The 23786-nt window shown below is 67.6% G+C and carries 28 protein-coding genes; 14 read left to right on the top strand and 14 right to left on the bottom strand.

Going from position 1 to position 23786, the window contains the following annotated elements; translation table 11 throughout:
• Positions 1–77: 77 nt before the first annotated feature.
• Positions 78–908: an Ig-like domain-containing protein gene (locus ACFWO8_RS00490; RefSeq protein WP_378940330.1), complete on the top strand. Its 831-nt coding sequence runs from the start codon at positions 78–80 to the stop codon at positions 906–908.
• 27 nt (positions 909–935) lie between these two features.
• Here the strand turns inward: ACFWO8_RS00490 and rsgA are convergent, their stop codons facing one another.
• Positions 936–1961: a ribosome small subunit-dependent GTPase A gene (gene rsgA, locus ACFWO8_RS00485; RefSeq protein WP_378942966.1), complete on the bottom strand. Its 1026-nt coding sequence runs from the start codon at positions 1959–1961 to the stop codon at positions 936–938.
• The gene (gene aroA, locus ACFWO8_RS00480) at positions 1937–3229 is read right to left on the bottom strand and encodes a 3-phosphoshikimate 1-carboxyvinyltransferase (RefSeq protein ID WP_378940328.1); all 1293 of its coding nucleotides are present in this window, start codon (positions 3227–3229) and stop codon (positions 1937–1939) included. Before aroA ends, rsgA begins: the two co-directional genes overlap by 25 nt.
• 111 nt (positions 3230–3340) lie before the next feature.
• On the opposite strand from aroA, the gene ACFWO8_RS00475 reads away from it, so the two are divergent.
• Positions 3341–4108 carry an SOS response-associated peptidase gene (locus ACFWO8_RS00475; RefSeq protein WP_378940326.1) on the top strand — a complete coding sequence of 256 codons (768 nt, stop codon included), beginning with the start codon at positions 3341–3343 and terminating at the stop codon, positions 4106–4108.
• A gap of 105 nt (positions 4109–4213) precedes the next feature.
• Here ACFWO8_RS00475 and ACFWO8_RS00470 read toward each other — a convergent pair whose 3' ends face one another.
• Positions 4214–4525, bottom strand: a complete 312-nt coding sequence (locus ACFWO8_RS00470) for a hypothetical protein (RefSeq protein WP_378940324.1) — start codon at positions 4523–4525, stop codon at positions 4214–4216.
• Positions 4526–4618: 93 nt separating this feature from the next.
• Positions 4619–5095, bottom strand: a complete 477-nt coding sequence (gene ybaK, locus ACFWO8_RS00465; RefSeq protein WP_378916694.1) for a Cys-tRNA(Pro) deacylase — start codon at positions 5093–5095, stop codon at positions 4619–4621.
• Positions 5096–5258: 163 nt separating this feature from the next.
• On the opposite strand from ybaK, the gene ACFWO8_RS00460 reads away from it, so the two are divergent.
• Both ACFWO8_RS00460 and rsrA read left to right on the top strand, forming a co-directional pair.
• On the top strand, positions 5259–5969 hold the full coding sequence (locus ACFWO8_RS00460; protein WP_378942958.1) for a sigma-70 family RNA polymerase sigma factor: 711 nt from the start codon (positions 5259–5261) through the stop codon (positions 5967–5969).
• Positions 5970–5989: 20 nt separating this feature from the next.
• Positions 5990–6247: a mycothiol system anti-sigma-R factor gene (gene rsrA, locus ACFWO8_RS00455; protein ID WP_378942953.1), complete on the top strand. Its 258-nt coding sequence runs from the start codon at positions 5990–5992 to the stop codon at positions 6245–6247.
• Positions 6248–6318: 71 nt separating this feature from the next.
• Here the strand turns inward: rsrA and ACFWO8_RS00450 are convergent, their stop codons facing one another.
• Complete coding sequence (locus ACFWO8_RS00450; RefSeq protein WP_022597109.1) at positions 6319–6393, bottom strand: 50S ribosomal protein bL37; 75 nt, start codon at positions 6391–6393, stop codon at positions 6319–6321.
• 117 nt (positions 6394–6510) lie between these two features.
• On the opposite strand from ACFWO8_RS00450, the gene ACFWO8_RS00445 reads away from it, so the two are divergent.
• Both ACFWO8_RS00445 and ACFWO8_RS00440 read left to right on the top strand, forming a co-directional pair.
• Positions 6511–6726 carry a biotin/lipoyl-binding carrier protein gene (locus ACFWO8_RS00445; protein ID WP_378940322.1) on the top strand — a complete coding sequence of 72 codons (216 nt, stop codon included), beginning with the start codon at positions 6511–6513 and terminating at the stop codon, positions 6724–6726.
• 30 nt (positions 6727–6756) lie between these two features.
• Positions 6757–8271 carry a sensor histidine kinase gene (locus ACFWO8_RS00440; RefSeq protein ID WP_378940320.1) on the top strand — a complete coding sequence of 505 codons (1515 nt, stop codon included), beginning with the start codon at positions 6757–6759 and terminating at the stop codon, positions 8269–8271.
• Between the two features lie 93 nt (positions 8272–8364).
• On the opposite strand, the gene ACFWO8_RS00435 is transcribed toward ACFWO8_RS00440, so the two are convergent.
• The gene (locus ACFWO8_RS00435) at positions 8365–8619 is read right to left on the bottom strand and encodes a WhiB family transcriptional regulator (protein WP_022567051.1); all 255 of its coding nucleotides are present in this window, start codon (positions 8617–8619) and stop codon (positions 8365–8367) included.
• A gap of 251 nt (positions 8620–8870) precedes the next feature.
• The gene (locus tag ACFWO8_RS00430; protein WP_378940318.1) at positions 8871–9815 is read right to left on the bottom strand and encodes a diacylglycerol/lipid kinase family protein; all 945 of its coding nucleotides are present in this window, start codon (positions 9813–9815) and stop codon (positions 8871–8873) included.
• 146 nt (positions 9816–9961) lie between these two features.
• On the opposite strand from ACFWO8_RS00430, the gene ACFWO8_RS00425 reads away from it, so the two are divergent.
• A complete protein-coding gene (locus ACFWO8_RS00425) occupies positions 9962–10354 on the top strand; it encodes a hypothetical protein (protein ID WP_378942939.1) in 393 nt (130 codons plus the stop codon).
• Between the two features lie 69 nt (positions 10355–10423).
• Here the strand turns inward: ACFWO8_RS00425 and ACFWO8_RS00420 are convergent, their stop codons facing one another.
• The 5 genes from ACFWO8_RS00420 to ACFWO8_RS00400 form a co-directional block, all read right to left on the bottom strand.
• Complete coding sequence (locus ACFWO8_RS00420) at positions 10424–11101, bottom strand: endonuclease V (RefSeq protein WP_378940316.1); 678 nt, start codon at positions 11099–11101, stop codon at positions 10424–10426.
• A gap of 4 nt (positions 11102–11105) precedes the next feature.
• Positions 11106–11591, bottom strand: coding sequence for a GNAT family N-acetyltransferase (locus ACFWO8_RS00415; protein WP_378940314.1), 486 nt, complete (start codon positions 11589–11591; stop codon positions 11106–11108).
• Positions 11588–12205, bottom strand: a complete 618-nt coding sequence (locus tag ACFWO8_RS00410) for an acid phosphatase (RefSeq protein WP_378940312.1) — start codon at positions 12203–12205, stop codon at positions 11588–11590. Before ACFWO8_RS00410 ends, ACFWO8_RS00415 begins: the two co-directional genes overlap by 4 nt.
• 22 nt (positions 12206–12227) lie before the next feature.
• The gene (locus ACFWO8_RS00405) at positions 12228–13484 is read right to left on the bottom strand and encodes a hypothetical protein (protein ID WP_378940310.1); all 1257 of its coding nucleotides are present in this window, start codon (positions 13482–13484) and stop codon (positions 12228–12230) included.
• Positions 13485–13584: 100 nt separating this feature from the next.
• A complete protein-coding gene (locus tag ACFWO8_RS00400; RefSeq protein WP_378940308.1) occupies positions 13585–15279 on the bottom strand; it encodes a DEAD/DEAH box helicase in 1695 nt (564 codons plus the stop codon).
• Between the two features lie 481 nt (positions 15280–15760).
• Here ACFWO8_RS00400 and ACFWO8_RS00395 point away from each other — a divergent pair, with 481 nt between their 5' ends.
• Complete coding sequence (locus tag ACFWO8_RS00395; RefSeq protein WP_378940306.1) at positions 15761–16813, top strand: alpha/beta fold hydrolase; 1053 nt, start codon at positions 15761–15763, stop codon at positions 16811–16813.
• Positions 16814–16841: 28 nt separating this feature from the next.
• Entirely contained in the window at positions 16842–17531 is a 690-nt protein-coding gene (locus ACFWO8_RS00390; protein ID WP_378940304.1) for a ferritin-like fold-containing protein, read from the top strand.
• A 4-nt stretch (positions 17532–17535) separates the two neighbouring features.
• Here ACFWO8_RS00390 and ACFWO8_RS00385 read toward each other — a convergent pair whose 3' ends face one another.
• Positions 17536–18408: a helix-turn-helix transcriptional regulator gene (locus ACFWO8_RS00385; protein ID WP_378940302.1), complete on the bottom strand. Its 873-nt coding sequence runs from the start codon at positions 18406–18408 to the stop codon at positions 17536–17538.
• 100 nt (positions 18409–18508) lie between these two features.
• Here ACFWO8_RS00385 and ACFWO8_RS00380 point away from each other — a divergent pair, with 100 nt between their 5' ends.
• Together ACFWO8_RS00380 and ACFWO8_RS00375 are read left to right on the top strand one after the other, a co-directional pair.
• Positions 18509–19045 (top strand): YceI family protein, encoded by a 537-nt coding sequence (locus tag ACFWO8_RS00380; protein WP_378940300.1) that lies wholly within the window; start codon positions 18509–18511, stop codon positions 19043–19045.
• Positions 19046–19208: 163 nt separating this feature from the next.
• A complete protein-coding gene (locus ACFWO8_RS00375) occupies positions 19209–19436 on the top strand; it encodes a DUF3107 domain-containing protein (protein WP_194826377.1) in 228 nt (75 codons plus the stop codon).
• Positions 19437–19499: 63 nt separating this feature from the next.
• On the opposite strand, the gene ACFWO8_RS00370 is transcribed toward ACFWO8_RS00375, so the two are convergent.
• Positions 19500–20183 (bottom strand): TetR/AcrR family transcriptional regulator, encoded by a 684-nt coding sequence (locus ACFWO8_RS00370; RefSeq protein WP_056812916.1) that lies wholly within the window; start codon positions 20181–20183, stop codon positions 19500–19502.
• A 208-nt stretch (positions 20184–20391) separates the two neighbouring features.
• Between ACFWO8_RS00370 and ACFWO8_RS00365 the strand changes: the two genes are divergently transcribed.
• The 3 genes from ACFWO8_RS00365 (at position 20392) to ACFWO8_RS00355 (ending at position 23736) form a co-directional block, all read left to right on the top strand.
• Positions 20392–21471 (top strand): DUF3152 domain-containing protein, encoded by a 1080-nt coding sequence (locus ACFWO8_RS00365; protein WP_378942932.1) that lies wholly within the window; start codon positions 20392–20394, stop codon positions 21469–21471.
• Positions 21472–21591: 120 nt separating this feature from the next.
• On the top strand, positions 21592–22773 hold the full coding sequence (gene moeZ, locus ACFWO8_RS00360; protein ID WP_378940298.1) for an adenylyltransferase/sulfurtransferase MoeZ: 1182 nt from the start codon (positions 21592–21594) through the stop codon (positions 22771–22773).
• Between the two features lie 111 nt (positions 22774–22884).
• Positions 22885–23736: a TIGR02569 family protein gene (locus ACFWO8_RS00355; protein ID WP_378940296.1), complete on the top strand. Its 852-nt coding sequence runs from the start codon at positions 22885–22887 to the stop codon at positions 23734–23736.
• Positions 23737–23786: the final 50 nt, after the last annotated feature.

Genomic DNA, 23786 nt, shown 5'->3' with positions numbered 1-23786 from the left:
CGAATCAGCGCCTCGACGACGTCGAGGGCGTCCGGCGTACTTGGAGATAGATGATGGTGGACAGAAGAGTGCAGCGTGTGGCCACGTTCGCGGCCGCGGCGGGGCTGGCGATGGCGGCGTTTCCCGGATCGGCCGTGGCCGCTCCGGGGGCAATCACCTGGGATGACGGCAGCAGTCGTTTCACCAGGACGGTGTCGAACACCAACCCGGTCGTCGGCGACACGGTGACCGTGACGACGAAGTTCGAGCGCACCGGCATTCCGGTGGAATACATCTACTCGATCAAGGACCTGCACCCGGCGTGCCTGACCCCGGTCGCGGGCTCGGCGAAGATGTCGGGTGATGTCGTGTCGATCGACACGTCGTCCTCGGACTGGATCCGTGCTGAGTTCGGCGCCACCAAATACCCGGTGTACCCGAATATTTCGCCGAAATCGCAGACCTTCGAGATTCAGTACAAGGTCGGTGTGAACTGCGCCCGCGATACCCCGCTGCCGACGTCGATGCACTATGGCGGCTCACTCGGCGACGGCACTTATCAGGGCAAGGGACCGGCCATCACGGTCTCGGGTGACGCCGTGTCCAGCACCACCATCACCGATGTGTCGGGCGCGCAGGTCGGCAAGGCCGTCACACTGGAGGCCAGCGTGACCCCGGCGGCCGCGGGCGGCACGGTCCAGTTCAAGGCGGGCGACAACGTACTGGGCGACATCCCGGTCGGCGCGAACGGCAAGGCGAGCATCGTCTGGACACCGGGCGCCCCAGGGTCCTACAGCATCGGCGCGGCCTTCTCCGGGCGCAGCGGTGTGGCGAGTTCGTCGAGCACCAAAACCGTCACCGTGGCCGAAGTGCCGACCGACGGTGGCGGTGGTGGCGGGGGCGTCGATACCGGGTCGTTCAGCTTCTAACGAGTAGACCCGGCACGGAAACGGTTGCTACCAAGCATCATTGGAGATGAGCGCGGTCAGCAGCGTGCGAATCGCGGCGACCCGCCGTTCCGTGCCGGGCAGCTGATCGAGCGCGCATTCCGGATCGGCGGGTGGGCCGAGGTGGGTGCAGCCGCGCGGACAGTCCTCGATGGCACCCGCGAGGTCGGTGAACGAGGCGATCACATCGTCGGGGGTGATGTGGGCAAGGCCGAACGAGCGCACGCCGGGAGTGTCGATCACCCAGCCGCCGTCGGGCAGCGGCAAGGCCACCGACTGGGTGGAGGTGTGCTTGCCCTTGCCGACCCCGGACACCTCGCCGACCGCCCGATAGGCATCGGGCACAAGACGATTCACCATTGTCGACTTGCCGACACCGGAGTGTCCGATCAGCGCGGTGAGCCGGTCGTTCAGAACCTCGAGCACCGGCTCCATCGGGTCGTCGATGCCGGCGTAGAGGATCTCGAGGTCGAGACCGTCGAAGGCGGAGGCGAATTCGGATTCCGCGACCAGATCGCGCTTGGTCAGCACCAGAATCGGTTCCAGCCCACCGGCATACGCGGCCACCATCGCCCGCTCGACGAAACCGGTGCGCGGCGGCGGATCGGCCAGCGCGACAACGATGAACAGCTGCTGGGCATTGGCGACGACGATGCGCTCGAACGGATCGGTGTCGTCGGCGGTGCGGCGCAATACGGTGCTGCGGTTGCTCACCCGCACGATGCGGGCCAGGCTGTCGGGCCTGCCGGTGAGGTCGCCGACCACGTCGACCTGATCACCGACGACGATCGGGGTGCGGCCCAGCTCGCGGGCGCGCATGGCGACGATGCGCCGGTCGGCATCGCCGTCGAGCACACACCCCCAGCGGCCGCGGTCGACGGCCACCACCATGGCAGCCTCGGCGTCGGAGTGCTGCGGCCGGGTCTTGGTGCGGGGACGCGACGACGCCTTACCCGGGCGCACCCGGACATCGGATTCGTCGTAGCTGGCTGAGGATCGCCCCTGGCGGCTCAGCGCGCCACTCCCTCGCCGGATAACGCGGGTGCCAGCATCTGTTCCCACAGCGCGACGAAGGTCGGCAGGGTCTTGGCGGTGGTGCCGATGTCCTCGATCTCCACGCCGGGCACGCGCAGCCCGAGAATCGCACCGGCGGTGGCCATTCGGTGATCGGCGTAGGAGTGCCACTGACCGCCGTGCAGCGGGGCAGGCACGATCTCGAGGCCGTCCTCGGTCTCGGTGACATTGCCGCCGAGACGGTTGATCTCGGTGGAAAGTGCTGCGAGACGGTCTGTTTCGTGTCCACGCAGGTGGGCGATGCCACGCAGTCGCGAGGGTGAATCGGCCAGTGCGGCCAGCGCGGCGACGGTGGGGGTGAGTTCGCCGACGTCGTGTAGGTCGATGTCGATGCCCGCCAGGCGTTCTGGGCCTGCCACGGTGAGGATGCCGTCGAAGATGCGGGCTTCGGCGCCCATCCGAACGAGGATCTCGCGGATCACGTCACCGGGCTGGGTGGTGCCGCGCGGCCACATCGGGATGCTCACCTCGCCGCCGGTTACCGCGGCCGCGGCGAGGAACGGGGTGGCGTTGGACAGATCGGGTTCGATGTCCCAATCGACCGCGCGGATCGGTCCGGGTGCCACGGTCCAGGTCTGGGCGTTGCCGGAATCGGCGGGGGTCTGCACGGCCACATCGGCGCGACGCAGCATTTCGACGGTCATCTCGATGTGCGGCATGGACGGCAGCGCCTTGCCGTCGTGGTGGACGGTGATGCCCTCGTCGAAGCGGGCGGCCGAGAGCAGCAGGCCCGAAACGAACTGCGAGGAACCCGAGGCGTCGATGGTGACGGTGCCGCCGCGCAGGGCGCCGGTGCCGTGCACGACGAACGGCAGCGCGTCACCGTCGACATCGAGACCGAGCTTGCGCAAGGCGTCGAGGATGGTGGTGAGCGGGCGCAGCTTCGCCTGCTCGTCGCCGAAGAACGCGACATCGCCGGTGGCCAGTGCGGCGGCGGGCGGCAGGAATCGCATGATGGTGCCCGCGAGGCCGCAGTCGACCGCGGCGCTGCGTAGGGGAGCCGGGGTGATGTCGAGGGTCTCGGCGTCGCCGGTGATCTCGGTGCCGAGGGCGCGCAGGGCTCCGATCATCAGGTCGGTGTCGCGGCTGCGCAGCGCACCGGTGAGCGTGGACGGCCCATCGGCCAGTGCGGCCAGGATGAGCGCGCGGTTGGTGATGGACTTCGATCCGGGCAGGGTCACGGTCGCGTGGACGGGGACCTCGATATGGGGCGCAGGCCAGAAACTCACGCCCCCATCTTCGCTTATGTGCGGTTCGGACGCACCGGTGGTGCGCGTTTCGGCGTGGGGTGGTGTCGTCGGCAGGGTCTTCTGTCGGTCCCCGCGCGTATCTTGACCTTTATGTGTGGACGATATGCGACGACCACGAATCCGGGCCGGTTGGCGGCTGAACTGGACGCTGTCGACGAGACGGGGCTCGACGAGCCGGACGCCGCCGTCAGCTACAACGTCGCGCCGACCACCCAGGTGCTCACCGTGGTGGAGCGGCACGCGCACGGTGAACCCGACGACGATCCGCGTCTGCGGATCCGGCGCATGCGCTGGGGCCTGATCCCGCACTGGACCAAGGCGGCCGAGCCCGGCGTGCCCGCCAAGGGGAAGCCGCTGTTCAACGCGCGTGCCGACAAGGCGAGCACCGCGCCGTCGTTCCGCGATGCCGTCAAACACAAGCGCTGTCTGGTGCCGATGGACGGCTGGTACGAGTGGCTGGTCGAGCCCGCGCCGACCGGCAAGGGCAAGGCGGTGAAGCGGCCCTTCTATATGTCGCACAGCGACGGTTCCCTGCTCTATATGGCCGGACTGTGGTCGGTCTGGCGTGATCGCGGCCAACCCGATTCCGAGCCGCTCATGTCGTGCACGATCCTGACCACCGACGCGAGCGGCGAGCTGGCCGACATCCACGACCGGATGCCGTTGCCGATGCCGCGGGAACACTGGGACGCGTGGTTGGACCCGGACCACCCGGCGCCGGCCGACCTGTTGCAACCGCCCGCACCGGCGGAGCTGGCCACGATCGTGGTGCGTCCGGTCTCCACCCTGGTCAACAACGTGCGCAACAACGGGCCGGAACTCTTGCTGCCCGACGGGACCAGCGACCTCGCGCGCTGAGCGTGGCACCCGGTGGCGGAGCCGTGCTGTCGGAGATGGTCGCGAATGGCACCGCGGCCGGGCGGGGTGTCGTGTGGACGCCTTCACCCGGCCGCGTGCGAGTCGTCAGAGCGAGCAGGGCACCGAATCGGTGGCGATGTTCAACCCACACTTGATGATTCCGGTGACCAGATCGATGACCTCGGTGGCGACCCCGCCGCCGAGCTTCTCCGCCTTATCGGAGCTCTGATCGGTTCCCGGCGTGGTTCCCGGCGAACTCCTCGGAGTGGCCCCTTGGCCGTTGAGCGGATAGTCGCCGGGTTCGGCCTGCGATGGCGGGACCACCTGTGGAGCCGCGGTGGCAGGGGCTAAGGCGGCAGCGCCGAAGGTGATCAACAAGGCACCGGACAGGGCGGCGATCGTCGAACGAGCGGACATTTTCGCATCACATCCTCTGGTCGAATCGAATCGGTCGTACCGGGCGCAGAATGCACCGAAGTGAATTCGGAGCCAGAAGCCGATCGGATTGCCTCAGCTGGTGATCGGAGCCGTGACGGCCGCGCAGGCGCGCACCAGGTCCGCGGGCGCCAACTCGATCTCGAGACCGCGTTTACCCGCGCTGCACAGCACCCGATCCCAGTCGAGCGCGGAGGCGTCGACAACAGTGGGCAACTTCTTGCGCTGACCCAGCGGCGAAACCCCGCCGAGCACATAGCCGGTGGTGCGCTCGGCCTTGGTCTTGTCGGCCATACTCGCCTTCGACGCGCCGAGAGCGGCGGCCGCCGCCTTCAACGACAACCGCGCGGGCACCGGCACCACGGCGACCGCCAGCGCACCGGATGAGAGTTCGATCACCAGCGTCTTGAAGATCTGCGCGGCGTGCACGCCCAGCTCGTCGCCGAGTGCGTCGACGGCCTCGTCGCCATAGGACTCCGCCCGCGGATCGTGGGAATAGGAGTGCACCCGGTGCGCGATACCGCGCAGCGCCTTGATCGCGGGAGTCGACATAGCGGTCACCCTAATCGCCGACCACACCCACTCGGCAACCACATTTCTCCCGGTATGGGAACACGAATGCGGGGGTGCATGTTGCACACAAGTGACAAGCCCACGCGGTCCGGGAAGACGTGAAGGAGAGATAGTGACACTGCTGCTCGAGGAGCGTCCTCTCCTGCCACAGGGTGCGCGATTGCCGATCGATTCCGTTGTGCCGGTAGATTCGGCTACTACGGCGATCGAAGGGATTGGTGTGACGAGCGACGACGACGTGGTGCCAGGCGGGTCCGGCGCGGAAGTCGACGAAGCCGAGCTGGCGGCCCGGTTCGAGCGCGATGCGCTCCCGATGATCGATCAGCTCTACGGCGCCGCCCTGCGGATGACCAGGAACCCGGCCGATGCCGAGGACCTGGTGCAGGAGACGTTCGTGAAGGCGTTCCAGGGGTTCAAGTCGTTCCGGGAGGGCACCAACCTGCGTGCCTGGCTGTACCGGATCCTGACCAACACCTATATCAACTCCTACCGCAAGAAGCAGCGTCAGCCCGCGCAGTACCCGACCGACGAGATCACCGACTGGCAGCTGGCGGCCACCGCCGAGCACTCCTCGGTGGGCCTGCGCTCGGCCGAGGTGGAGGCGCTGGACGCGCTGCCCGACGACCAGATCAAGTCCGCGCTGCAGCAGCTACCGGAGGAATTCCGGATGGCGGTGTACTACGCCGATGTCGAGGGCTTCCCGTACAAGGAAATCGCCGACATCATGGGCACCCCCATCGGTACCGTGATGTCTCGGCTGCACCGCGGACGCAAGCAGCTCAAGGGCCTGCTCGCCGACGTGGCGCGCGAACGTGGATTCGACCGTGGGGAACGCCAGGAGGTAGTCAAGTGAGTGACGATCCCGATCTCGACATGGACTGCACCGCGGTCCTCGCGGATGTGTGGCTCATGCTCGACAACGAGTGCGACAACGCCACTCGGGAGCGCCTGCAGGAGCACATGGACCACTGCAGCCCGTGCATCGAGGCCTACGGCATCGAGGAGAAGATCAAGGGTCTGCTCAGTCGCAAATGCGGTGGTGAGCACGCTCCCGACGGTCTGCGCGAGCGCCTGAAGCTGGAGATCCACCGGACGATCACGGTTGCCAGGATCGAGAACACCGAGGGCTGATCAGCCCCGAGACGACAACAGCACGCTCTCCTCGAGAGCGTGCTGTTGTCGTCTGTGCGCAGCGGCACGACTCAAGCGTTAGGACGCTTGCCGTGGTTTGCGGCGTTGCCCTTGCGGCTGCGCTTCTTACGTCCACGCTTACCCATGGGAGCTCCCTTCTCTGTCTGGTCGAGAGCCATTGTTTCACGTGTGGTTGGCTGTACCTTCGGCGGATACCGGCCACCGTCGCATCGCGGTGGCCGCATGACTATGAACGGGGTGCCATGCCTGAAGAAGTGCGCGCGGAGATGGTTTCGACCGTGCTCGCTGTCGAGGTCACCGTGGGCGAGCACGTCCAGGTCGACCAGACACTGGTGCTGCTCGAATCGATGAAGATGGAGATCCCGGTGCTCACCGAGGTCGAGGGCGAGGTCACCTCGGTCGACGTCGCGCCGGGCCAGGTTTTACAGGCGGGCGACCTCATCGCCACCATCGCGTAAGTCACACGACAACGAAGCGGTAGATCCAGCGTGGCAACACTGAGCGAGCTCCTGGCCGAACACACCGACCTTCCCGGCATCGCCGTGGACCATCTGCAACGGGTGGTGGGCGATTGGCAGTTGCTCGCCGACCTCTCGTTCTCCGATCTGCTGCTGTGGGTGGGCGCCGGCCCGGTCGTCGACGGATCCGATGTGGTGTGTGTCGCCCAGATCCGGCCGACGACCGCGCCGACCGTGCATCTCGAGGACAAGGTCGACACCACCGCATCGCGCGCCGATTTCCCGCAGGTCTTCGATGCCCTGCTGAGCGGAAACACCGTGCGCACCGACACCGAGGTCGAGGTGAGCGGGGTCTATCACCCGAGCCCGGTACACGCGGTGCGCGAGGCGATTCCGGTGCGTTGCGGCGACGACGTGATCGCCGTGCTGAGCCGGGATTCGGACTTGGCACGCGCGCGCGTGCGCAGCATGCTCGAAACGGCCTATGTGGCCTGCGCCGACGATCTGTGCCAGATGATCGCCGACGGCAGTTTCCCGACGCCCGAAGATCGGGCGGCGACGCACTCCAGCCCGCGCGCGGGCGACGGTTTCATCCGCCTCGACACCGAGGGCATCGTCGTCTACGCGAGCCCGAACGCGCTCTCGGCTTATCACCGGATGGGGATGCAGGCCGATCTTGTCGGTCAGGATCTCGCGGTGACCACCCGTTCCCTGATCACCGATCCGTTCGACGCGCAGGAAGTGGTTGCCGATATCCAGGCCGCACTCGCCGGGCGCACCGGGCGCCGGATGGAGGTCGAGGCACGCGGGGCGACCGTGCTGTTGCGCACGCTGGTGCTGCGTCCAGGAGGGGAACTCGCTGGGCCCGCCGTGCTGGTGCGCGACGTCACCGAGGTGAAGCGGCGTGATCGCGCGTTGCTGAGCAAGGACGCCACGATCCGCGAGATCCACCACCGGGTGAAGAACAATCTGCAGACCGTGGCGGCCCTGCTGCGGCTACAGGCCCGCCGCACCGAAAACCCGGAAGCCCAAGTGGCACTGACGGAATCGGTGCGCCGGGTCACCTCCATCGCCTCGGTGCACGAGATGCTGTCGATGTCGGTGGACGAGGAAGTCGACCTCGACGAGGTGATCGACCGGCTGCTGCCGATCATGGCGGATGTGGCGACGGTGCACACCGCGCGGATCAAGGTGCGCCGGGCGGGCTCGCTCGGGGTTTTCTCCGCGGAACGGGCGACACCGCTGGTGATGGTCTTGACGGAACTGGTGCAGAACGCGATCGAGCACGCCTTCGACGCGGGGGAGAACGGTACCGTGACGATTCGCTCGGAACGATCGGCGCGCTGGCTCGACGTGATCATCTCCGACGACGGCCGTGGGCTGCCGTCAGGGTTCAGTCTGGAAGGTTCCGACCGGTTGGGATTGCAGATCGTGCGCACCCTGGTGACTTCGGAACTCGGCGGCTCGATCGGTTTGCATCCCGGTGCCGATGTGGGCACCGACGCGGTGTTGCGGGTTCCGCTCGGTCGTCGTTCCGGGCGCTGAGAAACAATAAACCCGGCACCGTAAGGTGCCGGGTTCTCACACATGCGTTACCGGGCCGGGGCTGGTAGGCCCGGCAACGCCAGGTCCGTCGACTTAGACGGAGGTACGCGTACGGGTGCGCGCGTTGCGCCGCTTGAGCGCGCGACGCTCGTCTTCGCTCATTCCACCCCACACGCCGGCATCCTGTCCGGACTTCAGGGCCCATGACAGGCAATCGGCCGTGACGGGGCAGCGGGCGCAGACCAGCTTGGCATCGGCAATCTGCGCGAGCGCAGGACCACTGTTACCCACCGGGAAGAACAGTTCGGGGTCCTCATCGCGACAGATGGCCTTGTGGCGCCAGTCCATTCCTCTGCTCCTTTGCGAGGGCGCCACAAAGGGCGCCTGTAGTTAGTGGATCGTTCACTTGTGCGACTCGAATGTTTCCGCACGGTTGCTTGTGAATGCTTTCACGATCACCGTAGATGTCAATAGGTCTCCGGCGCACCGTGGGGGAGATCACGCTCTAGGTCCCCACAAGGGGAACCTGCCCGGTCCTTTGTACTCGCGTCTCCAGGTTTTCGCAGCGCAACCTGGAGATTTTTCTTGATGTCCGGGTGTCAGGATGGCTTGGGGGCCACCACATCGAGCACGCTGGGGACGGATGTGAAATGCACCATCTTGCGTTTTCCGATGAAGTCGCCATCGATTTGCAGGCCGATCTCCTGGCCCGTCTCGATTCGCACAGACGGCACATCGTCGGCCCGGAAAAGCATGGGCGACTTGGGGTTTCCATTCGCGGCCAGCAACTGCCGCGCAAGCAACAGGGTGCGCGTCACACTCATCGACTTCACCGCGAACACACCGAGGCCCGATTCGAAGGTGGTGGTGGGATTCGTGCGAATCGGACGGTCCTCGAGATAGGTCCACGGGCTCGAATTCGTGACGAAGGCGTAATAGACCTCCTCGAGCGGATCCCGTCCCGGCACCTCGACCATGACGCTCGGATCCTGGCGCCGGGCCCGGAAGAACTGACGCACCGTGGTTCGCAGATAGCGCGCGGGCGTCGCCTTGCGGCCTTTGGCGCGGGCGGCGTCGATCGCCTCGCACACATCGGCGTCGAGGCCGACGCCGGCGCTGAAGGTGAACCACCGGTCGTCGGCGAGGCCGAGCCCGATCCGGCGGTCGGCGTCGCGAGCCAGCAGATCGATGAGCTGATTGGTTGCTGTCACCGGATCGGGGGAGATGCCGAGCGCGCGGGCGAAGACATTCGCCGAGCCGCCCGGGATGATCCCCAGGCGCGGGCGCCACACCTGGTCGTCGCCGACCTGGGGCACCGGCAGGAACCCGTTGATGGTCTCGTTGACCGTCCCATCGCCACCGTGCACGACGATCAGGTCCATCTCCTGCGTGGATGCCCACTGGGCCAGTTCGGCCGCGTGACCGCGATGCTGGGTGTGCGCAACAGTCAGCTGCGTTCGGCTCTCCAAGGCGTGAGCGAGCAGATCCCGGGTGGCCGGGGTCGTCGAGGTGGCATTGGGATTGACAATGAGCAGCGTCCGCACAGTGCCGAGGGTAGTGCGCGCGGGCGAACAGCCGACGCGCGCCGGGCGCCACGACGCGGCGTCGTAGGCTGGGGCACGTGGCAGAGCAGGACGTGACAGACGGTGACCAGCGCGAGGGCGGCGAACAGGTGTCGACCGGCATCCCGATGACGGTGCGGCTGGCCGGTGGGCTGGTTTCGCTGGAGGGACTGGCCGGGTTGGTGACCGCGATCGTGCTGATCGTGCGGGCGCTGACCGGGCACGATCAGTCCGAGGCCAGCGGGGTCGGCACCGCGATCTGGTTCGGGGTGCTGTTCGGCGGGGTGCTCGCGGCGGGCATCGGGCTGCTGCGTGGCAAACGCTGGGGGCGGGCCATCGCGGTCATCGCGAACGTGTTGTTGCTGCCGGTGGCTTGGTCGTTGCTGACGGACTCGCATCAGCCGTTGTGGGGGAGTTTGCTGGGGCTGGTCGCGATAGGCGGGCTCGCGACATTGTTCGCCCCGGCCACCAGTCGCTTCATGGCTTATGACTACGGCGAAATTCCCGAGGACGATTCGTAGTCTGACGGTTGTCGGGCAGGACTACGGCGAAATTCCCGAGGACGATTCGTAGTCTGACGGTTTTCGGTGTCAGGCCGTTGCCGCGCGCAGCGCCTCGCGGCACAGGTGATCGGCTCGACGGGTGGTCTCGGGCTGCCGGAAACCCTGGGTGAGGGCGAGTACCTGCGCGCAGGCGGTGTCGAGGTCGATGAGGTGACCGACCGAGACGAACAGTGGCTTCACGTCGTCGCGCGTGCGCAGTGCGCGGCCGACGACCTCGCCGTCGATCGTCACCTCGCTGGCATCACCGCGCCGCGGGCCGGGCGCGCGGTATTCGCCCCACACCGATTTGGCGACACCGATGGTGGGAATTCCGGTGAGCAACCCGACATGGCACGCCAATCCGAAACGTCGGGGATGCGCCAAACCTTGTGCATCGCACACGAGCAGATCCGGTGTGGCAGTGAGCTTTTCCAACGCCGCGACAGTTGCGGGCAGTTCCCGGAACGCGAGTAGTCCCGGCACATAAGGGAATTCCGAAATCCCATGTGCCACTGCCGATTCCACGGTTTCCATGGTGGTGATGTCGACAATTACCGCAGCGGTCGCGACGGTACCGTCTTCGGCATAGGCCGAATCAATTCCGGCGGCCGTCGAAAATTCAGGCGGCGCAACGTTTTCCGTTGACACCAGTGGGCGGAGTTCGTCCTGGAGTGCGATCGCCTCGTCGGGTGTCCGCGGCCAATCGTGGGGTAACGCGATACGCATCGGCTCAGCTCGCGGTCGCGGCCAGTGCCGCCAGTTCGGCACCGGCCAAGCGATAGCCGATCCATTCGTCTTGCGGTGCGGCACCGAGGGATCGGTAGAACTCGATCGAGGGTGTGTTCCAGGTGAGCACCGACCACGACACCCTGCTGTAGCCGTGTTCGACCGCCTCGGCGGCCAGTGCCGCGACCAGTGCGCGGCCGAGGCCGGTGCCGCGGGTCTCGGGGCGCACGTAGAGGTCCTCGAGGTAGATGCCGTGCACGCCGTCCCAGGTGGAGTAGTTCAGGAACCAGATCGCACAACCGGCCACCTGTCCGTCGTTCTCGGCAACGTGGGCGAAGAGCGCGGGCGTCGGCCCGAACAGCGCGGACCGCAACTGCTCCGGGGTGAGCGTGCACTCGGCGGGCGCCTTCTCGTACTCGGCCAGATCGTGGACGAGCCCGACCATCGCGGTCACATCGGCGGGGGTGGCGCGCCGGACGAGTGCGCTCATCGTGAGACTCCTTCGATCGGTTCGGTACGGGTCGTCAGGTTGTGGCCCCAGATGGAGTGGGCGTCGTGGTCGAAGCCGAGCACGCTCACCGCACCGGTTGACATCGCGAAGCGGCGGCCCTCGCCCACCGCGAACTCCGCCCAGCGCGCGATCAACACCCGCGAGAAATGCCCGTGACCGACCAGGATCACGTCGCGCTGTGGCAGCTCCGGCTCGACCCGGCCGAGTATCCGGTCGGCCCTGGCGCCCACCTGCTCGGCCGTCTCGCCGCCGGGGACGGGCGCGGTCCACACGGTCCAGCCGGGCACGGTTTCGCGGATCTGCGCGGTGGTGATGCCCTCGTACTCGCCGTAGTTCCACTCGACCAGATCGTCGTCGACCTGGATCGGCGACAGTCCGGCCAGTTCGGCGGTGTGCCTGGCGCGCAGGCGCGGACTGGTGAAGCAGAGCGGATCGCGCAGGTCGAGAGATTTCAGCACCAGCCCGGCCGCTACGGCCTGGGCCTCGCCCAGCTCGGTCAGCGGCAGGTCGGTGAAGCTGGTGTGCTTGCGCTGACTCGACCACTCGGTTTCGCCGTGGCGCAGCAGGACCAGGCGGGCATCGGGTGTGGACATGGGTCCATCATGGCAGTGCGGGTCAGCGGAGCGCGTACAGCTGTCCGCCGCGGTGTTCGAACACGGTGTTGCCGAGGACGGCGGTGGCGATGGTGTCGCCGCGGTAGTCGGTGCGCTCGATCGGGATCTCGGCGACCGTCGTGCCGTTGCCGCTGTCCACCGCGAGCTGCCCGTCGGGGACCGGGACCAGCAGCCTGCCTGCCATCAGCGCGGGGGTGCCGATCGCCTCACGAACCGTCCAGACCGGCTGTAATGTGCTGGAGCTCAAGGCAATGAGACTGTTGCCGGTGAAAACGTAGATGGCCGAGCCGAGGCGGGTCACCGTGGCGCGCTCGTCCCACGGCGCGGCGAGCTGATGGGTCGCGATCTCGTTGCCGGTGCCGTCGTGCACGACGATCCTGGCGGGCAGGCCGAGGCCGCTGGCGGTGGGTGCCGTCGGGGGGTAGTAGACGGCGATCTTGTTGTCCGACACCGCGATTACCCGCACTTCAGCCGCGTCGGCGCCCGGTGCGGTGAGAACTCGCGAGCCGTACTCCTCGGGGGCGGTCGATTCCTTCGGTGCCGGGTTGAGCACTGTCAGCCGGTCGGTCGTGTCGCCGGGACAGCGTTCGAGCACCGCGAGGCGCGAGGAACTCGACGCGGCCGAGCGCAGCGCACACCCGCTGCGCGGCTGGGTATTCGGATTCACCGGTGCGTCGACGTAGCCGTACTCGAGGGTGCGCACCAGATCCGAACGCCACATCTCCAACCGGTCGGCGCCGAGCGCCAGCAGATAGGTGCCGTCACCGGTGACCCGAATCGCGTCGTCCATGTAGCTGCTGCGCGCGACCCGGCGCTCACCGGTATCAGCCTCGAGCATCACGGACTGACTGCACCCACGCTGATCGCGATAGGTGGCGATCACGGTGCCGAACTGCGACTCGACCCCGCACAGCGGCATATCCCGGCGATACCACCACAGCTGGGTTCCGGTGATCGGATCGCGCCCGCTCACGGTGCCGTGATCGCCGGTCACCACCACATTGCCCGAAGTGAGCGCCCGCCTGCTCGACTCGTCGGCGGCATGCCACTGCTCACGCAGGGTGGTTGGCAGTTGGGTAGCCGCGGTGACGGTGGGAGCGGGGGACGTCGCGGTGACCGAATCGGTTCCGGTGGCATCAGCGCGCGCCCAGACGACGAACGCCGCCACTACGAGAGTGACGGCGATCGCGATTGCTACGAAGATGTCGGCGCGCGTCCGCCGTTCGGGTGCGAGCACGTACGCGAGTGTATTTGCCATGCGGGGGCTGGTGTGCGCGGGGCCGCTGGTTTGTGCGGGGCGGAACTTGGGATGAGCGGCGTGGCTGGGGAGGGCTGAGATCGGCCTCCCCAGCCACTGCTCAGGCGTCTACGGTGGCCGGCGCGTCGGATGCGGTGGCTTCCGCGGGCTTGCGGCGGCGCCTGCGGCGGGCGGGCTTGGCTGCGTCGTCGCCCTCGGCAGAAGCCGATTCGGGCGGGTCGGTGGCTTCGCTGGTGCTCGACTCGACGGTCCCCGCTTCGCCTGCCTCGGCGGGCTTGCGGCGACGGCGCCTGCGGCGGGCGGGCTTGTCGCCGTCGGCCGCTTCGTCGGCGTTGTCCGCCGACTCGGTGGTCGTGGTCGACTCCGTGCCCTCGGCCTCGGCCTTGCCACCGCGGGTGCGGCGACGGCTGCGCGAGGACTTGGGACGCTCGGTGCGCTCCTCGACTACGGCGTCATCGTCACGGGCGGGGGCCGCGGGCTTGCGGATCACGCCGGTGATGCCCTCGGGGATGCCGAGGTCGCTGTAGAGGTGCGGCGAACGGGAGTACGTTTCGGCGGGGTCGGCCATGTTCAGGCCGAGTGCCTTGTTGATCGACTCCCAGCGGTGCAGCTCGTCCCAGTCGATGAGGGTGATCGCGACACCGGTGCGGCCGGCGCGGCCGGTGCGGCCGATCCGGTGCACGTAGGTCTTCTCGTCCTCGGGGCACTGGTAGTTGATGACGTGGGTGACGTCGTCGATGTCGATACCGCGCGCGGCGACATCGGTGGCGACGAGCACGTCGATGGTGCCCTTGCGGAACTTGTTCAGCGCCTTCTCGCGGGCGATCTGACCGAGGTCGCCGTGCACAGCGCCGACATTGAACCCGCGCTCGGCGAGATCGTCGGCCACCTTCTGCGCGGTGCGCTTGGTGCGGGTGAAGATCATCGTCGCGCCGCGGGATTCCGCCTGCAGCACGCGCGCGACCAGCTCGGCCTTGTCCATCGCGTGGGCCCGGTAGACGAACTGCGCGGTGCGGTCGTGCACCGCGGAATCGTTGGCCAGCTCGGCGCGGATGTGCGTCGGCCTGGTCAGGAAGGTGCGGGCAAGGGTGATGATCGGGCCCGGCATGGTGGCCGAGAACAGCATCGTCTGACGCTTGTCGGGCACCATCGACAGGATGCGCTCGATATCGGGCAGGAAGCCCAGGTCGAGCATCTCGTCGGCCTCGTCGAGGACGAGTACGCCGATCTTGCCGAGGATCAGATGGTTCTGGTTCGCCAGATCGAGCAGACGACCGGGGGTGCCGACGACCACGTCGACGCCGTCGCGCAGTGCGGCGATCTGGGTGTCGTAGGGGCGGCCACCGTAAATGGCGGCGACCTTCAGCGCACCCTGATGGTTGGTCAGGTACTTGCTGGCGTTCTCCAGGTCCTTGGTGACCTGGATGCACAGCTCGCGCGTCGGCACGATGATCAGCGCGCGCGGGGTGCCGTCGAGCGGGGTGGTGCCGGAGTCGGCGGTGGCGATGCGGTGCAGCAGCGGCACGCCGAAACCGAAGGTCTTGCCCATGCCGGTGCGGGCCTGGCCGATGAGGTCCTCGCCGGCCAGTGCCAGCGGCAGGGTGAGTTCCTGAATCGCGAAGGTGCGTTCGATCCCGATCTCACCGAGTGCGCGCACGATTTCTTCGCGCACGCCCAATTCGGCGAAACTCGGCGGGATGTGGGTGTTGTCCAGTTCGGCCGTCAGGAGTGTGTCGGTCAAACCGGGTTCCTGTTCGACAGTGATCTTGCTCAGTGTTCGTGCCTTCCTCGTCATTGCATCTCGCACGCACGAGGTGGGGCGGGCCGGTCGGCCCGCGACGACCACATACCCGCCTGTGATATTCACCGGGCCGGCGCCGGATAACCATCGCCGACCAGGCGTTATGCGTGGTCGTCGAGACGGTGTCATCGGCGCGGCGCTGCGGTGATGCGGATTCGTTGCGCGCACATTTTCTTCGACATTGCTGTCTGGGCAACGCTGCTGTCCGCCCGCGCTGTGCGCCGGTGGATTGCCACGCCGCGGAGTATGTCCGGGCGTCGAAACTAGCGTTGTCCACGGAGATTGTAGCGTGATATTCTGCGGAATCCGAAATTCGACGTGGATGAATGCCGCCCGAATACCGGCTCGCCAGCGGATTACCTCCGCATGGGTGGTGTGTCGCAGCGCAATTCATGAGCGCCGGATTTCGCGCATGTCCACAGGTGTAATCGAGCTCACTGGTACCGGCGGTACTGTGTGTGAGACATTTCTAGTCGTGAGTATCACCGACACCGTCACCACTGCCGCGCGCAACGCGTGGGCGCTGAGCTTCGGCGCAGGCATCGAGCCCGTCGACCCGGCGCCCTCGACCGTGCTGTGGGACGAGCCGCACCGCCTGCTGCGTCGCTACGATGCCGAATTCCAGTCTGCGGCAAGCGATTCCGCGGTGTTGCTGGTGCCGCCACTGGCCGCGCCCGCCACCTGCTTCGACCTGCGCCGCGATCAGAGCCTGGCGCGCTATCTGGTGGAGACCGGCCGCGCGCCCTACCTGGTCGACTACGGCGACATCTCCTTCGCCGATCGTCGGATGGGCTTCGAGGACTGGGTCACCGACATCCTGCCCGAGGCGATCCTGCGCGTGAGCGCCGATCGCGGCGGTGCGCCGGTGGACCTGATCGGCTGGTCCATCGGCGGCATGTTCTCGCTGCTCACCGCCGCCGCGAACCCGGAATTACCGATCCGCTCGGTCACCGGGGTCGGCCCGCCGCTCGACTACGACAAGATGCTCGGTATTCCGCAGCTGCGCGCCGCCGTGAGCCTCACCGGCGGCTGGGGCGCCACCTCGCTCGTCCGGGCCGCAGGTGGCATCCCGGCGCCGCTCACCAAGCTCGCCTACCGCCTCGCCGCGTACGACCGTGAACTGGCGCGTCCGAGATTCATCGCCAGCAATATCGCGAACACCGACACCCTGGCCAAGATGGAATCCATCGACCGTTTCCAGGCCGCCATGCCCGGCTACCCCGGCCGCTTCTACAACCAGCTGTGGGGCCGGATGATGCTGGCCAACGACATCGGCAACGGCAAGCTCGAACTGCGCGACCGGACCATCGAACTCGCCGACGTGCGCGTGCCCGTGCTGCTGATCGGCGGCAAGTCCGACGTGATCACCCCCAAGGCCGCCGTCGAGGCCGGTTTGCGCACGCTGTCGGGTTCGCCGTCGGTCACCTACGAGGTCGTGCCGGGCAGCCACCTCGGCATTCTCACCGGGCCGGAAGCCCGCGAAACCACCTGGGCGCACCTGGACAAATTCCTGGCCGAACGCGACTGACCATCGATCGGGACTAGTGTTGACGGTCATGGGAGCCCAGACCTCTGCCGCGCCGGAATTCTTCTCGACCTCACCGCTCGCCGCGGACCACGCGGGGGTGACGGAGCTGTTCGCGGTCCTCGCCTACGGCGAGCTGTCCGCGTTCTATCAGCTCGCCGAGGAGGCGAAGCAGGCGCCGTCGCTGCGCGGCCGGATCGGTGTTGCCAAGATGGCCGCCGCCGAGCTCGCGCACTTCGAGACCTTGGAAGCGGCGCTCACCGAGCGCGGTGCCGACGCCGAGGCCGCGATGGCGCAGTACCAGGGCGCCCTGGACTCCTACCACGCCTCCACCGACCCGTCGACCTGGCTCGAGTCGATGGTGAAGTTCTACGTCGCCGACGGTCTGGCCTCCGACTTCTACACCGAGATCGCCGGCGCGCTGCCCGCCGAGGTCTCCGACGTGGTGCGCGACGTCCTCGCCGAGACCGGACACTCGCAGTTCGTGGTCGACGAGGTCCGCAGCGCGGTAGCCGCCAGCCGCTCCGAGCGCGACCGCCTCACCCTGTGGGGACGCAGGCTGCTCGGCGAGGCGATCACCCAGGCACAGTTCGTGATGGCCCAGCGCGACGAGCTGGCCGAACTGGTCCTCGCCGCGACCGGCGACCTCAACGGCATCGCGACCTTGTTCGACCGCATGCAGGAACGGCACGCGGCCCGCATGGCCGAACTCGGCTTGTAGCTGGTTATCCGCCGACCGCGCGACCCGGCACCAAGCGCAATTCCGGTGCGCGGGCGGCGGTTTCGCGGGGAAGCCAGATGACGACCTGCTGATCCTTGTCGGCGGACAGCGTCTGCACCGTGTAGGTGAGCGTGCCCCGGGTCGGGTGCTCGAAGCCGAGGAGGGTGGGGATGTCCTCGGCCAGGCGGTGGGGTTGCCAGCGGCGGGCGAATTCGGGTTCTTCGCACAGGGTGGTGATGACGCTCGCTACGCGTTCGTCGTCGGGGCGGCGCAGGCGTGTTCTGGCGAGCTGATCGGCGAGGAGATCGGCGAACTGGGGCCAATCGGTGACCGTGGTGCGGGCCAGCGGGTGACGGAAGGTCCAGACGGCGAGGTTGACCATGTCCGGGTTGTCGAGCAGACCGAGCGGGGTGGCGAGGTCGGCCCACGCGCTGTTCCAGGCGAGCACATTGGCACGGGGGCCGAGGGCGAATGCCGGGGTGGGGGCGAGCGCGTCGAGCACGCTGCGAAGCGCGGCGGGCACCTGATCGAGGGCAGGGTCGAAAGCGGTACTGGGGCACCGGGATTCGCTGCCGGTGGTCAGCGCGAGCCAGCCGAAATGGGCCCGCTCGGTGTCGTTGAACCGCAGCGCGGTGGCGAGTGCGTCGACCACGGCCATCGACGGGTTGGTATCGCGGCCCTGTTCGAGCCGGGCCAGATAATCCGCGCTCACACCGGCCAGCACGGCGACCTCTTCGCGGCGCAGGCCCGGGGTGCGGCGCCTGCCGCCGCCGGAAAGGCCGACGTCTTCCGGGCGCAATTCGGCTCGACGGGCGATCAGAAGTTCCGCGAACGCCGACCGGGCGCCCGGATGATCCGTGGTACCTGCGCCAACCATGTCTCGATCCTCCCTGGTCATGGCATTCTCAGCCACGCCCTGCGGGGACCAGGATAACCGCGGTCTGGTTAACGGACCGCAGTCCGGTCACTGTGGAGGCATGACCTCCTCGACACAGACCCAGCAGTTGAAGACCGGATCCTGGGCCCTCGACGCCGCCCACTCCTCGGTCGCGTTCACCATTCGCCACCTCGGGATCGCCAAGGTGCGCGGCGGCTTCACCCGCTTCGAGACCGAGTTCGCCGTCGACGAAACCGGCGCGGCCACCCTCGGCGCCACCATCGAACTCGACTCCTTCGACACCGGCAACGCCGACCGCGACGCCCACATCCGCCAGGCCGACTTCCTCGACGTCGCCAACCGCCCGACCCTGAGCTTCCGTGCCACCCAGCCGGTTCAGGTCGCCGAAACCTTCACCGTCACCGGCGAGGCCACCCTCGGCGCGATCACCAAGCCGCTCACTCTCGACGTCGAATGGGGCGGCATCGCCGACTTCCCCGACGGCACCCGCCACGCGGGCTTCTCCGCCACCGGCGCCATCAAGCGCACCGACTTCGGCGTCGGCGTCGCCATGCCGGGCATGCTCTCCGACACCGTGAAGATCGAACTCGAGATCGAACTGATCGAGCCTGCGTAGCGGGCGCCGACGCGAAGCGTTCCTCAGCCGCGCATGGCCGGAGCGCAGGCGGAGGTACGCCTGACTCGTTCGCTCAGAGCGCAGGCGGCTGTGACACCACTGTCGGCCGCCTGCATTAGCCTGGGAGTCGACAACACAGGACTCTTACGTTCGGAGGTTGGCCGTGGAGGTCAAGATCGGTATTTCGGATAGCCCGCGAGAGCTCGTCATCAACAGTGCGCAGAGCCCTGACGAGATCGAGGCGCTGGTGTCCGATGCGCTGAGCGGCTCCGCCGGCGTCGTGTCGCTCACCGACGAGAAGGGCCGCAAGTTCCTGATCCAGGCCGCGAAGGTCGCCTACGTGGAAATCGGTTCCCCCGCCGCGGGCCGAGTCGGCTTCGCAACGGTCTGATCCGCGAGCACAAAAATGCCCCGTCATCTTCGAGATGGCGGGGCATTCTTTGTTGAATCGGGCTTACAAATCCTGCGAGTACGCGCGCTGGGCGGCGGTCAGCGGGACGTGCTTGAGGCCACCCCACGCCAGTGACACCGTGGTGTCGACGGCTTCGTCCTTGGGCACCGGGCGATCGGCTTCGAGCCAGTAGCGCGCCGAGAACTGGCTCGCACCGACGAGGCCGACGGCCAGTATCCGGGCGCGGTAGGGGTCCAGACCCGAGTCGTGGGCGACCAGATCGAACACCGCGTCGACACACGCCTCGGTGGCCTGCTCGACCCGGCGCTGCACCTGCGGTTCGCTGGTGAGGTCGGATTCGAAGACCAGGCGGAAGCCCTGCATCTCGTTGTCGACGAAATCGAAGTACGCGGCGACCGCGGCCCGCACGCGCTGTTTGTTGTCGGTGGTGGAGCGCAGCGCCTGGCGCACGCTCGACACCAGAATGTCGACGTAGTTCTGCAGCACCGCCAGGTATAGCTCGAGCTTGCTGGCGAAGTGCTGGTACAGCACCGGCTTGCTGACCCCGGCCACCTGGGAGATCTCGTCCATGCCCGCCGCGTGGTAGCCGCGCTGGACGAAGACCTCGCTGGCGGCGAGCAGCAACTGCTGGCGGCGCTCGTCACGAGGCAGGCGGGTGCCGCGCTTGGCCGGGACCGTCTCCGGCACCGATCGGCGCGAGGGCATGCGGTCCACGAGGTCAGTCATCTCGGCTCTCTATAGTCGATTCCCCTGACCATCGGGTGTGCGGTCCGGGTATCCCACGAACGATACTCGCACGGTGTTCGCCCTGCGTCTCGCCCTGGAAATGTAGTACCAGTCCACAGCGTTCGCCGGGCCGTAACCGTGCGAACTCCTCCGGCCGCCCGCACGGCGGATTTGCGCACTGTGAGAATCTGATGGGGTGACCGACCGGATGGATGACCATGCCGACGGCGGGCGCGATGTCGCTCGCTCCACGCAACCCTCCGAGTCCGGTGCTGTCACGTCGGCGTCGGAGGGGCGGGAACTGCAGGTCTACGACCCGCTCGGGCTCTATCAGCCCGCCGATCGATCCCGGCAGCCGCTGCGGGCCCGCTGGGATCCCACCGACCACGACAACGGCCGCCCGCGCAGCCCGCTGCGTGAAGCGAAGAAGCAGAGCGCGCTCGGCCGATTCGTCTCCGCCTACGGATGGCGTGCCTACGCGTTGCCGGTGCTGCTCGCCATCACCGTGCTCGTCGCCGTCGACGCGGTGCGCACCGGCCCTCTACCGCCACCGAACGATCCAGGCTTCGGCGCGTTGAGTCCCAAGGTGGCGCAGTCCGGCATCATCGGCGCACCCCCCGCAGGCGACGGCAAGTTTCCCGCCGATCTGCCCCTCGGTGCGCTGCCAGAGGGTGGCGCGTACGCCGACCGCGCGGCGGGCACCTGGCATGTCGTTCCGGGCACCAGCGCGCAGGTCGGCGTTGGCACCGAGCGCGTGTTCCGCTACACCGTCGAAGTCGAGGACGGCATCGATACCTCACCGTTCGGTGGCGACGATGCCGTGGCGAAAATGGTGGAGACCACCCTGGCCAACCCGAAGAGCTGGACCAACGACCCCAAGTTCGGCTTCCAGCGCATCGACGCAGGCCCGGCCGACTTCCGCCTCTCGCTCACCTCGCGCGAGAGCACCCGCGCCGCGTGCGGATTCGAGATCCCGATCGACTCGTCGTGCTACAACGCCGACCTCGATCGCGTCGTGCTGTCGGAGGTCCGCTGGGTGCGCGGCGCCCTCGCCTTCGACGGCGACATCGGCTCCTACCGGCAGTACCAGATCAACCACGAGGTCGGCCACGCCATCGGCTACCACGGCCACCAGCCGTGCGAGACCGACGGCGGCCTCGCGCCGATCATGATGCAGCAGACCTTCGGCACCAGGAACAACGACATCGCCCGACTCGACCCCCACGGCGTAGTCCCCGCCGACGGCAAAACCTGCCGCTTCAACCCCTGGCCGTACCCGCGCGGATAGTGGCCCCGCCCATGCGGGAACATGAACGGGGAAGAACAGCGCGGCAGGTCTTGTTGTAGTCAGCAGAGCGGCCACCGGTAATCGGGCCGCGCCCGCCGCCATAGATACAGGAGTTCTCACGTGTCTCTCAATGGGACGTTGCCGCCGCTCGTCGAGCCGGCCGCGGAACTGACCAAGGACGAAATCGCTCGCTACAGCAGGCACCTGATCATCCCCGATCTCGGTGTCGACGGGCAGAAGCGGTTGAAGAACGCCAAGGTCCTCGTGATCGGTGCGGGCGGCCTCGGTTCGCCCGCCCTGCTCTACCTGGCCGCCGCCGGTGTCGGCACCCTCGGCATCGTCGAGTTCGACGAGGTCGACGCCTCCAACCTGCAGCGCCAGATCATCCACGGCGAATCCGATATCGGCCGGCCCAAGGCCGACAGCGCCCGCGATTCCGTCCTGGAGATCAACTCCGGGATCGACGTGCGGCTGCACAAGATCCGCCTGGAACCCGAGAACGCGGTCGAACTGTTCGCCGAATACGACCTGATCGTCGACGGCACCGACAACTTCGCCACCCGCTACCTCGTCAACGACGCCGCCGTCCTCGCGGGCAAGCCCTATGTGTGGGGCTCGATCTACCGCTTCGAGGGCCAGGTCTCGGTGTTCTGGGAAGACGCCCCCGACGGCCGCGGTATCAACTACCGCGACCTGTACCCGGAGGCCCCGCCGCCGGGCATGGTCCCGTCCTGCGCCGAGGGTGGCGTGCTCGGCGTGCTGTGCGCGTCGATCGGCTCGGTGATGGTGACCGAGGCGATCAAGCTGATCACCGGTATCGGTGAGACGCTGCTCGGCCGTCTGATGGTCTACGACGCACTGGACATGAACTACCGCACCATCAAGCTGCGCCGCGATCCGCAGCGTGAGCCGATCACCGAACTGATCGACTACGACGCGTTCTGCGGTGTGGTGTCGGAGGAAGGCACCGCCGCCGCGGCCGGGTCCACCATCACCGCCGCCGAGCTCAAGGATCTGCTCGACGCCGACAAGATCGAGCTGATCGACGTGCGCGAGCCGGTGGAGTGGGACATCGTCCACATCGCGGGCGCGACCCTGATCCCCAAGGACCGCATCCTGTCCGGCGAGGCACTGGCCGAACTGCCGCAGAACAAGCCGATCGTGCTGCACTGCAAGACCGGCATCCGGTCCGCGGAGGCGCTGGCGGCGTTGAAGCGCGCCGGTTTCGCCGACGCCACCCATCTGCAGGGCGGCGTGGTGGCCTGGGCCAAGCAGGTCGATCCGTCGCTGCCGGTCTACTGACCCGATAGCTGCCGGTTTGCGGCCTCGCCGCTTATTGCGGTGAGGTCGCAAAGTGGAGTATCACAGCGTGCCTTGGGACACCTCCGGTGATCGCGGGGTTACGGTACGGCCGTGACCTCAGTCGAACCTCCCGAGCATGTGCGAGCCACATTCGGGCTTCGCGAAGTGACGCCGGTTTCCCTAGGGGACTGGGACGGTGGCTGGCGCATGGGTGACGTGGTCCTCAGCCCCGTCGCCGATCACGCGCGGGCCGCGTGGTCGGCGAAAGTACGCGAACATCTCGCGGTCGACGGACTGCGCGTGGCCCGCCCCGTCCGCGCCACCGACGGTCGCTATGTGGTCTCCGGTTGGCGCGCCGACACCTTCGTCGACGGTGCCCCCGAGCCCCGCCACGACGAGGTCGTCTCGGTCTCGTTGCGCTTGCACAAGGCGACAGCGGAATTGGAACGCCCCCGCTTCCTGGTCCAGCCTCCCGTCGCACCCTGGGTGGACGTGGACGTGTTCGTCGCCGCCGACCGCGCCGCCTGGGAATCGGTCCCGCTGCGCACCCTGCGCGCGGGCGGTGTCCCCGTCGCGGCCACCCCCGACGGTCAGCGTTCCCTCGAACTGATCGGCCAGCTCTCGACGCTGCGCAAACCCGTCCGTAGCCCCAACCAACTAGTCCACGGCGACCTCTTCGGCACCGTCCTGTTCACCGGCGCCCACACCCCTGGCCTCACCGACATCACCCCATACTGGCGCCCCGCCACCTGGGCCGCCGGGGTCGTGGTCGTCGACGCACTGGCCTGGGGTGGTGGCGACGACGGCTTACTCGACCGCTGGGCCACGCTGCCCGAATGGCCCCAAATGCTGTTACGCGCCTTGATGTTCCGCCTGGCTGTGCACGCCCTGCACCCCCGCTCCACCCCCGAAGCCTTCCCCGGGCTCGCCCGCACCGCGGACATGGTCCGTTTGGCGCTGTAAGGGCGAATTGCGCGCATCGTGACCGATGGGTCGGATGTGGTCTCAAATCC

This window comes from Nocardia sp. NPDC058480 (assembly GCF_042720495.1).
In the GTDB taxonomy this organism is placed as follows: Bacteria; Actinomycetota; Actinomycetes; order Mycobacteriales; family Mycobacteriaceae; genus Nocardia.
The sequence above is the reverse complement of the archived record's forward strand: the minus strand, read 5'-3'. Positions and strand labels throughout refer to the sequence as shown.

Coding starts and splice junctions, on each gene's coding strand:
- ACFWO8_RS00475 (WP_378940326.1), top strand. CDS start 3,341: ATGTGTGGACGATATGCGACGACCACGAATCCGGGCCGGTTGGCGGCT.
- ACFWO8_RS00470 (WP_378940324.1), bottom strand. CDS start 4,525: ATGTCCGCTCGTTCGACGATCGCCGCCCTGTCCGGTGCCTTGTTGATC.
- ybaK (WP_378916694.1), bottom strand. CDS start 5,095: ATGTCGACTCCCGCGATCAAGGCGCTGCGCGGTATCGCGCACCGGGTG.
- rsrA (WP_378942953.1), top strand. CDS start 5,990: ATGGACTGCACCGCGGTCCTCGCGGATGTGTGGCTCATGCTCGACAAC.
- ACFWO8_RS00445 (WP_378940322.1), top strand. CDS start 6,511: ATGCCTGAAGAAGTGCGCGCGGAGATGGTTTCGACCGTGCTCGCTGTC.
- ACFWO8_RS00435 (WP_022567051.1), bottom strand. CDS start 8,619: ATGGACTGGCGCCACAAGGCCATCTGTCGCGATGAGGACCCCGAACTG.
- ACFWO8_RS00425 (WP_378942939.1), top strand. CDS start 9,962: ATGACGGTGCGGCTGGCCGGTGGGCTGGTTTCGCTGGAGGGACTGGCC.
- ACFWO8_RS00420 (WP_378940316.1), bottom strand. CDS start 11,101: ATGCGTATCGCGTTACCCCACGATTGGCCGCGGACACCCGACGAGGCG.
- ACFWO8_RS00415 (WP_378940314.1), bottom strand. CDS start 11,591: ATGAGCGCACTCGTCCGGCGCGCCACCCCCGCCGATGTGACCGCGATG.
- ACFWO8_RS00410 (WP_378940312.1), bottom strand. CDS start 12,205: ATGTCCACACCCGATGCCCGCCTGGTCCTGCTGCGCCACGGCGAAACC.
- ACFWO8_RS00405 (WP_378940310.1), bottom strand. CDS start 13,484: ATGGCAAATACACTCGCGTACGTGCTCGCACCCGAACGGCGGACGCGC.
- ACFWO8_RS00400 (WP_378940308.1), bottom strand. CDS start 15,279: ATGACGAGGAAGGCACGAACACTGAGCAAGATCACTGTCGAACAGGAA.
- ACFWO8_RS00390 (WP_378940304.1), top strand. CDS start 16,842: ATGGGAGCCCAGACCTCTGCCGCGCCGGAATTCTTCTCGACCTCACCG.
- ACFWO8_RS00385 (WP_378940302.1), bottom strand. CDS start 18,408: ATGGTTGGCGCAGGTACCACGGATCATCCGGGCGCCCGGTCGGCGTTC.
- ACFWO8_RS00380 (WP_378940300.1), top strand. CDS start 18,509: ATGACCTCCTCGACACAGACCCAGCAGTTGAAGACCGGATCCTGGGCC.
- ACFWO8_RS00370 (WP_056812916.1), bottom strand. CDS start 20,183: ATGACTGACCTCGTGGACCGCATGCCCTCGCGCCGATCGGTGCCGGAG.
- ACFWO8_RS00365 (WP_378942932.1), top strand. CDS start 20,392: ATGGATGACCATGCCGACGGCGGGCGCGATGTCGCTCGCTCCACGCAA.